This window comes from Nocardia sputorum, from assembly GCF_027924405.1.
GTDB classification, from domain to species: Bacteria; Actinomycetota; Actinomycetes; order Mycobacteriales; family Mycobacteriaceae; genus Nocardia; species Nocardia sputorum.
This window is the reverse complement of record NZ_AP026978.1, coordinates 3,064,357-3,077,318: the sequence shown is the minus strand read 5'-3', so window position 1 is coordinate 3,077,318 and position 12,962 is coordinate 3,064,357. Positions and strand designations below refer to the sequence as shown.

Annotated in this window: 13 protein-coding genes; 9 read left to right on the top strand and 4 right to left on the bottom strand. The window is 68.6% G+C overall.

All coding sequences use genetic code 11. From position 1 onward, the window contains the following. Positions 1-9 precede the first annotated feature (9 nt). The gene (locus tag QMG86_RS14095; RefSeq protein WP_281880005.1) at positions 10-816 is read right to left on the bottom strand and encodes a glucose 1-dehydrogenase; all 807 of its coding nucleotides are present in this window, start codon (positions 814-816) and stop codon (positions 10-12) included. Positions 817-983: 167 nt separating this feature from the next. On the opposite strand from QMG86_RS14095, the gene QMG86_RS14090 reads away from it, so the two are divergent. The 4 genes from QMG86_RS14090 (at position 984) to QMG86_RS14075 (ending at position 3,606) form a co-directional block, all read left to right on the top strand. Further along, positions 984-2,111 carry an LLM class flavin-dependent oxidoreductase gene (locus QMG86_RS14090; protein ID WP_159840495.1) on the top strand — a complete coding sequence of 376 codons (1,128 nt, stop codon included), beginning with the start codon at positions 984-986 and terminating at the stop codon, positions 2,109-2,111. Between the two features lie 35 nt (positions 2,112-2,146). Then, on the top strand, positions 2,147-2,899 hold the full coding sequence (locus tag QMG86_RS14085) for a glucose 1-dehydrogenase (RefSeq protein ID WP_281880004.1): 753 nt from the start codon (positions 2,147-2,149) through the stop codon (positions 2,897-2,899). A gap of 23 nt (positions 2,900-2,922) precedes the next feature. Continuing rightward, entirely contained in the window at positions 2,923-3,108 is a 186-nt protein-coding gene (locus QMG86_RS14080) for an alpha/beta hydrolase fold domain-containing protein (RefSeq protein ID WP_434086180.1), read from the top strand. Between the two features lie 141 nt (positions 3,109-3,249). Further along, the gene (locus QMG86_RS14075; protein WP_281880003.1) at positions 3,250-3,606 is read left to right on the top strand and encodes a VOC family protein; all 357 of its coding nucleotides are present in this window, start codon (positions 3,250-3,252) and stop codon (positions 3,604-3,606) included. A 34-nt stretch (positions 3,607-3,640) separates the two neighbouring features. Here QMG86_RS14075 and QMG86_RS14070 read toward each other — a convergent pair whose 3' ends face one another. The 3 genes from QMG86_RS14070 to QMG86_RS14060 form a co-directional block, all read right to left on the bottom strand. Next, entirely contained in the window at positions 3,641-5,212 is a 1,572-nt protein-coding gene (locus tag QMG86_RS14070; RefSeq protein ID WP_281880002.1) for a flavin-containing monooxygenase, read from the bottom strand. Between the two features lie 482 nt (positions 5,213-5,694). After that, the gene (locus QMG86_RS14065; protein ID WP_281880001.1) at positions 5,695-6,219 is read right to left on the bottom strand and encodes a hypothetical protein; all 525 of its coding nucleotides are present in this window, start codon (positions 6,217-6,219) and stop codon (positions 5,695-5,697) included. Positions 6,220-6,368: 149 nt separating this feature from the next. Then, positions 6,369-7,001 carry a TetR/AcrR family transcriptional regulator gene (locus QMG86_RS14060; protein ID WP_281880000.1) on the bottom strand — a complete coding sequence of 211 codons (633 nt, stop codon included), beginning with the start codon at positions 6,999-7,001 and terminating at the stop codon, positions 6,369-6,371. Positions 7,002-7,097: 96 nt separating this feature from the next. Between QMG86_RS14060 and QMG86_RS14055 the strand changes: the two genes are divergently transcribed. Genes QMG86_RS14055 through QMG86_RS14035 form a run of 5 tightly spaced genes read left to right on the top strand, consistent with a single transcriptional unit; the run spans position 7,098 to position 12,940 of the window. Continuing rightward, positions 7,098-7,991: a metal-dependent hydrolase gene (locus QMG86_RS14055; RefSeq protein WP_281879999.1), complete on the top strand. Its 894-nt coding sequence runs from the start codon at positions 7,098-7,100 to the stop codon at positions 7,989-7,991. Then, entirely contained in the window at positions 7,988-9,040 is a 1,053-nt protein-coding gene (locus QMG86_RS14050; RefSeq protein WP_434086179.1) for a PDR/VanB family oxidoreductase, read from the top strand. Before QMG86_RS14055 ends, QMG86_RS14050 begins: the two co-directional genes overlap by 4 nt. 59 nt (positions 9,041-9,099) lie before the next feature. Next, a complete protein-coding gene (locus tag QMG86_RS14045; RefSeq protein ID WP_281879996.1) occupies positions 9,100-10,602 on the top strand; it encodes an aldehyde dehydrogenase family protein in 1,503 nt (500 codons plus the stop codon). 11 nt (positions 10,603-10,613) lie between these two features. Then, entirely contained in the window at positions 10,614-12,065 is a 1,452-nt protein-coding gene (locus tag QMG86_RS14040; protein ID WP_281880952.1) for a flavin-containing monooxygenase, read from the top strand. Beyond that, a complete protein-coding gene (locus QMG86_RS14035) occupies positions 12,062-12,940 on the top strand; it encodes a short-chain dehydrogenase/reductase (protein WP_281879994.1) in 879 nt (292 codons plus the stop codon). The genes QMG86_RS14040 and QMG86_RS14035 overlap by 4 nt, the downstream gene beginning before the upstream one ends. Positions 12,941-12,962 lie beyond the last annotated feature (22 nt).

Sequence of the window (12,962 nt, the reverse complement as noted above, 5' to 3'; positions counted from 1 at the left end):
TCGCTTCCGTCAGTAGCCGCAACCGGTCAGCATGCCGCCGTCGACGACGAATTCGCCGCCGGTGCAGTAACCGGCCGCGTCCGACGCCAGGAACACCGCCACATGGGAGACCTCGACCGGCTGCCCCCAGCGCGGAATCGGCAGGCTCGCGAAGAAGCCCTCGCCGTCCACGCCGGACGCCCCGGCCACCGCCGCCGTCATGGGCGTGGCGATGCCACCCGGGTGCAGCGAGTTGACCCGGATGCCCAGGTGGCCCAGCTCGCGAGCGGCCGACTTGGTGATGCCGCGGATGGCGAACTTGCTCGCACTGTAGGCGGACAGGCCCGCCGCGCCGACGAACCCTTCCACCGAGGAGACGTTCACGACCGAGCCGCCGCCGGTCTCGGCCAGCGCGGGTGCTGCGGCCTTGATGCCCAGCCAGGTGCCGGTCACGTTGACCGTCATGATCGCGGTGAAGTCCGCCAGGGCCATCTCGGTGATCGGGACGAACCGCAGAATGCCCGCGTTGTTCACCAGCGCGTCGAGCCGCCCGTAATGGGAGACCGCCTCGGACACCGCGGCGGACCAATCGGCTTCACTGGTCACGTCGTGGTGCACGAATCGCGCGGCGTCGCCCAGCTCGGCGGCCAACGCCATTCCCTCGTGGTCGAGCACGTCACCGAACACCACGCGCGCTCCTTCGGCCACGAACTGCCGCACGTGCTCGGCGCCCATCCCCCGCGCCCCGCCGGTGACCAGCGCCACCTTGCCGTCGAGTTGTCCCACCGATTCCCGTCCTCTCTGACCGTCGCTTCGCACCGACGCTAGGACGCCCATCGGGGCGCGGCACCGGACCGTCCCGGCCACCGGGACTTGCGCCTGACCTGAGAAGTTCCACCGGTCATATTTCGATTAGGCATACCGCTCCGGCCGTTCCGGCCCTGGGACGAGCCACACCGACGAAACCGCTGATCGCCCGATCGGGCGATCGAGAAGGAGACCGGATGAAGTTCTCGATGATCTTCGAGGCCCAGATGGCCGACCCGTCGCGCGAGCACGAGCACCAAGTGCTGCGCGACTGTGTCGAGCAGGCCGTGCTCGCCGACCAGATGGGATTCGACACCGTCTGGGCGGTCGAACACCACGGACTGAAGTGGTACGCGCACATGAGCGCCCCGGAGGTCTTTCTGACCTGGGTGGCCGCCAAGACCGAGCGGATCCGGATCGGGCACGGCGTGGTGTGCATGCCGTTCAACTTCAACCACCCCGTGCGCGCCGCCGAACGCGCCGCGATGCTCGACGTGCTGTCCGGCGGCAGGCTCAACCTGGGCGCGGGCCGCGGCGCGACCCCGGTGGAGACCTCCATGTGCGGTGTCGACCCCGAGCGCACGTACCAGGAGGTGGAGGAATCGCTGCGGATGATCGGCAAGGCGTGGCAGGATCCCGAAGCCGAATTCGAGTACAACGGTGAGCTTTTGCAGGTCTCGCCGCATTCGCTGCTGCCGCGACCGGAGCAGTTGCCGCATCCGCCGCTGTTCATGGCCTGCACCAAGAAGGACACGCTGAAGATGGCCGCCGACTACGGAATCGGCGCACTGGTCCTGGGATTCGCGGGTGTGGAGGAGATCGCCGAACTGCGGCGCACCTACGACGAGGCGATCGCCGCGCGCACGGGCGAGCGTTTCGTGTCGACCGTCGTGAACGATCATTTCGCGGCGCTGTGCCCCACCATCGTCCTCGACGACCGGGAGAAGGCCCAGCAGATCGGCGCTCGCGGCCAGCGCTTCTTCGCGCAATCCATCAAGCACTACTACGGCGCGGGCCCGGCCCCCGACGAGGCCGTCGACCCGAACGCGGACGAGGTCGCCGCGATCAAGCAGGCCGCCGACGACCACGTGGCCTACCTGCACGAGGCCAAGATCCCGGTGAAGACCGGCGCCACCTCGGTCTTCAATGTCGAGCACGCCTACGGCAGCCCCGAGGACGCCATCGCGTACGTCGAGCGCCTGCAGGCCGCGGGCGCCGACGAGATCCTCTGCCTCATCCAGATGGGCACCGTGCCGCAGGAGGCCTGCCTGGAGACCATCCGGCATTGGGGCGAGAAGGTCATCCCCCACTTCCGCAACAGCTGACCCACGGCGATCGCCGAGAACAAGAGGAGTTCGACATGGTTGACCTGAATGGGAAGGTCGCCCTGATCACCGGCGCCGCGCGGGGACAGGGCGCCGCCGAGGCGCGGCTGTTCGTGGAGCGCGGCGCCCGCGTGGTGATCACCGACGTTCTGGAAGCCGAAGGAACACAGCTGGCCGGGTCGCTCGGCGCGGCGGCCCGTTTCGTCCGGCACGACGTCGGCAGCGGAGCGGACTGGGAAACAGCTGTGGGCGAGGCGGTTTCGGCGTTCGGCAAGCTGGACGTCCTGGTGAACAACGCCGCCATCTACACCGCGAAGCCGCTGACCGAGACATCGCCGGAGGAATTCGAACGCATTCTGCACGTCAATCTGCTCGGCGCGTTTCGCGGCATCCAGGCTGCGGTCGGGCCGATGACGCGGGCGGGCGGCGGCTCCATCGTCAACATCTCCTCGCAGGCGGGCCTCGAGGGGCTGATGGGCCATTCCGCTTACGGCTCGTCGAAATGGGGGCTGCGTGGTTTGTCCAAGACCGCGGCACTCGAGCTGGGCCCCGCCGGAATCCGGGTCAACTCGGTGCACCCGGGCCCGATCGCGACGCCGATGGTCCCATATCTGACCACCGGTCCGGGCAGCTTCCCGTCCTTGCCGCTGCAACGCACCGGGGAGCCCGAGGAGGTCGCCGAACTGGTGGCGTTCCTGGCCTCCGACGCTTCGGCCTACGTCACGGGCGCCGAGGTCACGATCGATGGCGGCTTGGCGGCGGGCAAATTCTTGCCGCCGGACGCGTAGCAGTAGGCGAGGGAGCGAGCCGGATGCCGCTGACACCCGAAGCGCAGGCGCACGACGGCGCCGACCCCTACGCCAACCCGCTGCGCGCCGAGCTGTCCGGACTTCCGCCCGCACACATCGTCACCGCCGAATTCGATCCGTTGCGCGACGAGGGCGAAGATTACGGGCGGCGGTTGCGGCAAGCCGGTGTCGCGGCCGAAATCCATTGATACGACGGCATGTTCCACGGATTCCTGAGCATGGCCGACCACCTGCCCGAGGCGCTGCGCGCGAACGCCGCCACCTACTCGGCCGTTCGTACCGCGCACGCCGTGCCGCGTTCCTGAACAAGCCCACTGTTACGGAGACTGATGACCATCCAGCGAATCGGGCCCGCCTACCCCACCGACGATCTGGCCACGACCGTGGCCCTGCTGACCGCGATCTTCGGCGCCGGACCCACGGCGGTCGACGGCGACCGATGGGCCCAGTTCGACAGCAACGGAGTCCGCGTCATGCTCGCGGGCACCGACCGCGACGACGACACCCCGTTCCTCGCGATCAAGGTCGCCGACTTGGACGCCGAACTCGACCGGCTGCGCGCCGAAGGATTCGAGGCAGCGCAGCCGGTCACCGGACCGCACGAACGCCGAGCCGTCATACGGCCGACGCCCGGCGCGGTCTGGCACGTCGCGCTCTACGAACCGGTCATCGCAGCTTCGACGTGACCGAACCAAGGGAGCCGCGCGGGATCGAGCCCGCTCATTCGGTGCCGATGCCCGCGGTCGGCTCCGGCGCGGATGGCATCGGCCCGGCACGATTCCTCCTCCGCTTCGCTCGCTTCGGGAGCTTCCCGTCCGGAGTCGCCGGATCGGGCAAGACAACGCGGAACGATTCGGACGGCGGTCGCCGTAACGCGCGGTCGAACGCGCGAGCCGACGACGGCCACGGATTGGTGACGCGTCCGCTCTCGTGCTTGTACCAGCTCGGCCCCACGGCAGGCCACACCGTCTTCGCGAGGGCCGCCTCGATCCACTGCCGGTGTGCCCGCATCGCGCCTGCCCGGACTTCGACGGCGGACGCGCCGATCCGGTCCCGCCAGCGCAGACAACGGATGATGTAGTCGATCTGGCATTCCTTCATTCCCGGGTTGCTACCCGCGGGATTGAAGCTGTTCGGTCCGGCGATCAGGAACGCGTTCGGATACCCCGGAACCGCCACACCAAGGAGAGCCGCCGCGCCTGCGCGCCATTCGTCGTGCAGCAGCGCTCCCCCGCGCCCGCGCACGGTGATCGGGACCAGGAATTCCGGAGCGCGGAAGCCGGTGGCGTAGACGATCACGTCGGCCCGATGGAATGCGCCGTCGGCGGTGCGCAGTCCGTCCCGGGTGATCCGGCTGATGGGAGCGGTGACCAGCTCGACGTTCTCGCGGGTCAACGTCGAGTAGTAGTGGCTGTCGAAGATGATGCGTTTCCCCCCGATCGGGTAGTCGGGAGTGAGTTTCGCGCGCAGTTCCGGGTCCGCGATCCGGCTACGCAGATACCCTCGGGCAGCCCATTCGGCGGGGCGCGCCGACCAGCCCCGGTGCATGATCGGCGCGAGCACCGCATCGGCGCCGTAGTACAGCGCTCGGCGATACAGACAGTGCGCGCCGGGCAGCCGCAGCGCCGCTCGGGCGAGCGGCCCGAAATCGGCCGGTGGTTTGGGCAGCACCCAGTGCGGCGTGCGCTGGAAGACGCGGACGCGGCGGGCGGTCGCGGCCAGCGCCGGCAGCATCTGGGCCGCGCTCGAACCGGTGCCGATCACAGCCACCTCCAGCCCGCGTAGGTCTTGTCCGTGGTCCCAGCGCGCGGAATGGAAGGACGGTCCTGCGAAGTCTGCCCGGCCGGGAAGATCGGGAATGTTCGGCCGGTGCAGCTGCCCCACGGCGAAAACCACCACTTCCGCGTGCACGCGCTGTCCCTCGGAGGTGACCAGTTCCCAACCGCCGCGGGTTTCCAGATAGGTGGCCTCGCTGATCGCGGTACCCAATCGCAGATGCGGCGCCAAACCGTGGTCGGCCACCACCCCGCGCAGGTAGTCCAGGATCTCCGCCTGGCGCGGAAACCGAATGCGCCGGCTGCGGTAGGGCGCGAAGGAGAACGAATACAGATGCGACGGTACGTCACAGGAGCACCCTGGATAGGTGTTGTCCCGCCAGACGCCGCCCACGTCACCGCCCCGGTCGAAGATCACGAAATCGGTGATGCCGGCTCGTCGCAGCTCGACCCCCATCCCGATGCCGCCGAAGCCCGCGCCGACGACAGCCACCTTGCAGGTCATCGCGTTCGCCACCCCTCCTCCTTCACGCTCAGCACACAGTCAACGTTCAGCTACCTGAACTCTTCGTTGGCTGGAGCGTTTCGGATGGCAAGATCATCGAGGCACTTGCTCGACGTCATCGACATCCAGAAGTTCGGTGCCACACGGCACTACACTCATGACGTGATCAGCGGGACATTGTCCGGCGACCCGTTCGGAGCACACCGGTCACCCCGCTCGCCCGACCGCGAACGATGCGAACAGCACACCTTTCGCTATTCAACGCGTGACGGGCCCGTGCCTTACCCGCGTGGACCGGATGTCCACACGGGCAGGATCCCAGGCGAGAACCACCGAGATACCGTGCGCCGCAAGCCCGCCGAAGCGTTTCCTCGACGAGGGCGTAAGCGTGGGAACGGTTCACCGGGGCGCTCGCCAACGGCACACCGATCCGGAATCCGCTGGAAGTGGATGCGGGCTGCCGGAATTCAGCCCATCAGGTCCCGGTCGTTCGCTCAGGCCGTGGCGCGGGCGGTCAGGTCGTCGAGCAGAATCATGACCTCCCCTTCCTGCTTCACCACCTGGGTGAGCCGGATCGTCACAGCGACGATTTCGCCGTCGTCCACGGGATCCGCCGGTTCCTGTTCGAGACGCCGCCATTCGCCGGTCGCGGGGACGCTTCCCAGCACCAGCTCGCGCTCGCCCCCTCCGGCGCCACGGAGTCGCGCGGACACCCGGATCGACGCGTGCGGCGAACGCACCCACAGGTTGAGGGCGGCCAACCGCCCGGGGATCGACAATGCGCGGCCGGGCTTGGCCACGAGGTCGACTTCGAGGTCGTCGGTCGCCGACCGGACGAGCAGGACGAGCGCGCGGTAGTCGGCGCCCGCGACGCCGTCGGCGTATACGCCCGGCCGTTTGCTCGGCGCGCCTTCGGCGAAGGTCGTGAGATGGGTCCGGTCGGCCCCGGTTCCGGCGAGTTCCCACCTGTCCTTGCTCTCGAAGTCGTCCAGGAGCACCTCGACCGAAGCGTCCGACATCCCTGCTGTCCCTTCCCTAGCGACCGCGCCGGACGTGCCTCCGGCTCCGAGCACACCCTACAAGCCACCGAATGTCGTTGCGGCGCGCGGAACTGAGCGTTCACCTGCCGCGCACGCGGCATCCCACCGACCGGCCCGACGCGTCGGGATCAGCCGGCCACGGCGGTCGGTCCGGCCACTACCGGAACCAGGTACGTGCGCGCGAATTCGTCTAGCTGCTCGTCGGTTTCGAGTTCGGTGAGCCCGTGGGGCGCGAGGATCAGGGAGTGGACGATCCGGCACACGATCTCCGCGCGGGTGGTCAGATCCGTTGCGGGAGGCAGGATTCCGCGCTCGACGGCGCGCTGGAGGGCGGCGGCGGTGGCGTGGACGGACATCGCGAACGGAGCCGCGCCGTCGACGGTGAGTTTGAGGACCACGCGCGCCGGTTCCAGCGTCAGCATGCGTGCCACGAGCGGATTCGTGCGCCAGCGGGTGATGACGGTGACGAAGATGTCCGCGACCAGCTCACCGAGGTCGTCGTGGCGGTCGGCGATCTCGGTGATCTCGGCGAGCACCGCGGCCACCTCGCGACTGATCACGGCTTGCACCAAGTCGTCGCGGCCGCCGACGTGGCGATAGACCGTCACCCGGTCGACGCCCGCTTTCCGGGCGACCTCCTCGATCGTCGTCTTCTTGACGCCGACCTGCTCGAACAGCACCAGAGCCGCGTCCAGGATCCGGGTGACCAGGGTCCCGGGGACGTTCTCGCTGCTCGTGGCGGCCTTCGAGGCGGTGGGCATAGGCCAACGCTAGCAAAATCCAGCCCTCCTGCAACATTCTTCCGGTGTTGTTGCTGCAACATTGCAATACGATTTGTAGCTATGTATGGTCGGATCATGGCTGAGCAGGAGGGCGCGACGCAGCGCCGGTATCGCGACGAAGCGCATGCCATCCATGCGCGCGACGTCCATTTCGACTTCGATTCCGTGCCCATGCACTACATACCGGGCGAGGCCTTGGCCACCCACATCGTCAACGTGATGCACCTGGTGCTGCCCGAAGGGGAACGGGCGATGGCGCAGGCGTTGACCGAAGCGCTGCCCTACATCGATGACGAACGGTTGCGCGAGGAGGTGACGGGGTTCATCGGGCAGGAGACCATGCACGCGAACAGTCACGAAGCCGCGCGCAGGCATCTCCAGTCGATCGGCTTGGACGTCGACTCGTATGTCTCGAAGGTCGCCTGGCTCGTCGACCGCATCCTCGGCGACCACGGCTTGACCGGTCGTGCGCGGGAGGAATGGCTCAAGGAACGGCTCGGCCTGTTCGCGGGCATGGAGCACTACACCGCGGTACTCGGGGAATGGCTGCTCAACGCCGACATCCTCGAGGAAAAGGGCATGCACCCGGCGATGCTGGACCTGGTCCGCTGGCACGGCGCCGAAGAGGTGGAGCACCGCAGCGTCGTCTACGACGCGTTCATGCATCTCGATGGCAGCTACGCGCGGAAAACCCGGACGGCGATCCTGGCCAGCGCGACGTTGCTGCCGCTGTTCATCGTCTCGACCGCCTATCTCTACCGGAAGGATCCGTCTTCGGAGAAGGGCCGGTTCTGGGCACTGCAGTTCTGGAGCGCGACCCGGCGCGGCGTCATCCCGAAATGGACGGTCTTCTTCACCGAGATGCCGCGGTATCTGCGTCCTGGCTTCCATCCGTCCCAGTTGGGACCGATGGACAAGGCCCTGCGCTATCTCGCGCACTCACCGGCGGCACGGGCGGCGCACCGATGACCGGATCGTCTGCCCTCGAAGACCGCTCGGCGCCCTCGGGACTGCGGCTGATCGGCGATGTCATGGACATCTACCGGAAGGTGTTCGTCACCGGGCGAGCCGCTTCGCTCCTGTCCCGTCCGAACGTGGTGCGGCGCACCGGGTTCGACTTGGACACCACGATCACCGCGATCGATCGCGAAGCCGCCGACGTGGTAAGCCTGACGCTGCGCGCGGCCGCCGGCGGCCCGCTGCCCACGTGGCGGCCGGGCGCGCACGTGGACGTCTTCTTGCCGTCGGGCCGTCAGCGCCAGTACTCGCTGTGCGGCGACCCGAGCAACCGGTTCCGGTATCGCATCGCGGTGCGGCTCATTCCCGAAGGAGGCGGCGGATCGCGCGAGATCCATCAATCGCTGCGGATCGGCGACCGGTTGCGGATTCGCGGGCCGCGCAACGCGTTCACTTTCGTCGACGCGCCGTCGTACTTGTTCCTGGCCGGTGGGATCGGCATCACGCCGATCCTCCCGATGGTCAAGGCGGCGGGCACACGGGGACGTCTGGTGTATGTCGGCCGCTCACGCGAGACCATGCCGTTCCTCGCCGACCTGCCGGACGCCGACGTCAGGCCGGACGATGAATTCGGGCCGCCGGATGTCGCCGCGCTGCTGGCTCGCGCCGAACCCGGCGCGGCGGTGTACGTGTGCGGGCCACCGCCGATGCTGGAGGCGGCGCAGCAGTGCCTGTTCGCACTCAACCCGACCGCCTCGTTGCACACCGAACGGTTCTCCGCCCTTCCGGTCGTCGACGGCGCGGAGTTCGATCTCACCCTGGCCCGCGCCGGGACCACGATCCGGGTCGCGGCCGACGAAACGGCGCTCACCGCGATCCACCGCGAATTGCCGGACGTCGCCTACTCCTGCCGACAGGGTTTCTGCGGCACCTGCAAAGTCGCGGTCGTCTCCGGCGCCGTCGACCACCGCGACCGCGTGCTCACCGCCGCCGAACGCGAGAACCAGATGCTGGTCTGTGTCTCCCGTGCCGCGAGCGAGCACCTCGTGGTCGACCTCTGAGACCGACACACGAAAGGGACAGCGTTGTCTATCCGCCGCCGAACGAGCGAGCCCACCCTATGAGCGTCTCCACCAACCACCCCGCACAGTCCGTCGTGTCGACTTTCGACGTGCACGATCCGGCCACCGGCGCGGTGGTCGGCACCTACCCGGTGCACGATCGCCACGCCGTCGACACCGCCGTCGCCGCCGCGCACGAGGCCGCGACCTGGTGGCGCGATCTCGGCTTCGCCGGTCGCGCCCGGCATCTGGACGCGTGGCGTGCCGAGATCGCCGCCGGCCGTGACGAACTGGCCCACATCATCCACCGGGAGATGGGCAAACCAGTATCCGACGCGAAACTCGAGATCGCCATGGCGCTCGAACACTTGCGGTGGGCGGCACGCAATGCCGAGAAGGTGCTCGGCCGCCGCACCGTCCCGTCGAGCCTGCTCACGGTGAACCACGTGGCCACGGTCGAATACCTTCCTCTCGGGGTGGTCGGCGTCATCGGACCGTGGAACTATCCGGTGTTCACTCCGCTGGGCTCCATCTCGTTCGCGCTGGCCGCCGGGAACGCGGTGGTGTTCAAACCCAGCGAGTACACCCCCGGCGTCGGGCTCTGGCTCGCCGAAGCGTTCACCCGCACCGCACCCGCCGAGCCGGTGCTGCAGGTGATCACCGGTCTCGGCGAAACGGGGAACGCGCTGTGCCGCAGCGGCGTCGGCAAGATCGGCTTCACCGGGTCGACCGCCACCGGCAAGCTCGTCCTGGCCGCGTGCGCGGAGAACCTCACACCGGTGCTGATGGAGTGCGGCGGCAAGGACGCGCTGATCGTCGACGCGGACGCCGACCTCGACGCCGCTGCCGACGCGGCGGTGTGGGGCGGATTGTCCAACGCCGGGCAGACCTGTTTGGCCGTGGAACGCGTCTACGTCCATGCCGACGTCTACGACGAGTTTCTCGCGAAGCTGGTGGCGGCGGCGAGCCGAATCCAGGCCGGTGCCGCGGACTCGAAGATCGGACCGATCACCATGCCCAAGCAGCTCTCCGTCATACGCCGTCACATCGAGGACGCCGTCGCGCGCGGCGCCCGCGCCGTGCTCGGCGGGCCGGAGGCGATCGATCGCCAGTTCGTCCAACCGACCATCCTCGTCGACGTCCCCGAGGACGCGGCCGCGGTGACCGAGGAGACCTTCGGCCCCACCCTGACGGTCGCCAAGGTCCGGGACATGGACGAGGCCGTCGAGCTGGTGAATCGCTGCGCGTACGGGCTGGGCGGCACCGTCTTCGCCCGCCGTAACGGTCGCGACATCGCCGACCGCATCCGCGCGGGCGGCATCTCGATCAACGCGTTCGTCGCGCACGCCACCATCCCCGCTCTGCCGCTCGGCGGTGTGGGCGCATCCGGCTTCGGCCGTGTCCACGGGCCGGACGGGCTGAAGGAGTTCACCTACGCCAAAGCGACCACGCGGCAACTGTTTCCATCCCCGTTGCCCTTGACGTCGTTCCGGCGCGATCACCGTGTGGACGCGATCGTCGACCAGCTCATCTCGGTTCTGCACGGAAGGAAGCGGCAGTGACGGACGAACGGATGGAGCACACGCCCATAGCCATCGTCGGCGCGGGCTTCGGCGGCATCGGCCTGGCGATCAAACTGCGCGAGGCCGGGTTCGACGACCTGGTCGTTCTCGAACGAGCCGACGACCTCGGCGGCACCTGGCACGCCAACACCTATCCCGGGTGCGCCTGCGATGTGCCGTCCCACCTCTACAGCTACTCTTTCGCGCCCAATCCGGACTGGTCGCGCACCTACGGGCGGCAACGCGAGATCCTCGACTACCTCCGCGCGGTGGCCACCCGACACGATGTCGTCCGGCATATCCGGTTCGGCGCCGAACTGCTGGATGCCCGGTGGGACGAGCAGCGTTCGCTGTGGCGGATCGAGACTTCGCGGGGTGCGCTCACCGCGGATTTCCTGCTCTCGGCCACCGGGCTGTTCGCCGAGGCGAAATACCCGCAACTGCCCGGCATCGACTCGTTCGCGGGCACGTCCTTCCACTCCCTGCACTGGGACCACGACCACGATCTGACCGGCGAGCGGGTCGCGGTGATCGGCACCGGCGCCTCGGCGGTGCAGTTCGTCCCGGAGATCCAGCCGAAGGTGGCGAAACTGTCGCTGTTCCAGCGATCGGCGCCGTGGATCGTCCCGCGCATGGATCGTCGCACCCTCGGACTGGAGCGGCGGCTGCTGCGGCGTCTTCCGTTGGCGCAACGCGCGATCCGCGGCGGGTTCTACGCGGCGATCGAGACGTTCGGGCTCATCTCGCTGGTCGACCAGCGCTTCCGGCACCCCTACGAAGCGTTGGGCCGATTGCAGTTGCTGCGTCAGGTGCGTGACCGCGACCTGCGCAAGAAGCTCACGCCCGACTACGTCATCGGCTGCAAGCGCGCCATCTTCTCCGACACCTATCTCCCGGCGCTCGATCAGCCGAACGTCGAGGTCGTCACCCAGCCCATCGCCGAGATCCGCCCGCACTCCATCCTGCTGCGCGACGGCAGCGAGCACCCGGTGGACACCATCATCTTCGGCACCGGCTTCACCTCTATCCCGACCGCCTACGAACGTTACGCCGGACGGGGCGGGCGAACGCTGGCGCAGCTCTACCGTCGGCGACCGCAAAGCTACCTCGGTGTCGCGGTGGCCGGGTTCCCCAACTTCTTCTGCACGCTCGGCCCCTTCGGAGCCGCCGGGAACCAGTCCGCGATCTACATGATCGAATCCCAGATCGCCTACATCGTCGACGCTTTGCGCACCGCGCGCTCATCCGGAGCTCGCCGCGTGGAGGTGCGTCCGGAAGCGCAGGAGGCTTTCGTCTCGGAGATGGCCCGGCGCAGTTCGTCGACGGTGTGGCTCACCGGCGGATGCCAGAGCTACTACCAGACCCCGGACGGGCTCAATGCCGGTCTCTACCCCAACTGGAGCTTCGAATACCGGCAGCGCACCAGCCGATTCGACACCGCAGCCTACGAGGTCAGCCGATGATCAACGACATTCTCTCCTTCGGCCGAGGGCGCCGCGGCTATTCGGTCGAGGGGCGGGTTGTGCTCATCACGGGCGCGGGCCGCGGGATCGGGCGCGAGCTGGCCGCTGCGTTGCACCGGAAGCAGGCCTCGGTGGTTCTCGTCGACGTCGACCAGGACGCGGTCGACGCGGCGGCCGCGGCGCTGGGCGCGCGGACCCTGGCCATCGCCACCGACGTCGCCGACCGCTCGGCGATGCGGGCGGCCGTCGACCGGGCCGCCGAGCATTTCGGCCGCTTGGACGTGGTGGTGGCGAACGCGGGCGTGGTGCCCCGCCCCGCGACGGTGCGCACGCTCGACGGGCGGGACTTCGATCGCGTCATGGACATCAACCTCACCGGTGTGTTCAACACTGTGCGCCCCGCGCTCGACCATGTCGTCGCCGCCCACGGTCACGTGGTCGTGGTGTCGTCGTGCGCGGCGTTCGCACCCGGCATGGCGGGCGCGCCGTACATGATCAGCAAAGCCGCGGTCGAACAACTGGGCCGGGCCCTGCGCGTGGAGCTGGCGCCGTTCGGCGCGTCGGCGGGGATCGCGTATTTCGGCATCGTCGACACCCGCATGACCCACGACACCCTCGACCACGATGAGCTCGGCCGTGAGCTGGACGAGCTGCTGCCGTGGCCGCTGAACGTGCGGATCTCGGCCGAGCAGGCGGCACGGACCATCGCCGACGGCATCGAACGGCGCGCGGCGCGCACCATCGCACCGGCCGGCTGGGAGCCGTACGCGCTGCTGCGCGGCGCGGTCAACGTAGTGCTCGACCGCGCACTCGCTCGCGACAGCCGCGTGCACGACTTGCTGCGCAGGGTCGAAGCACGCACGACCACATCGTGACGTTCGCGCTCAGCCCGGTCCG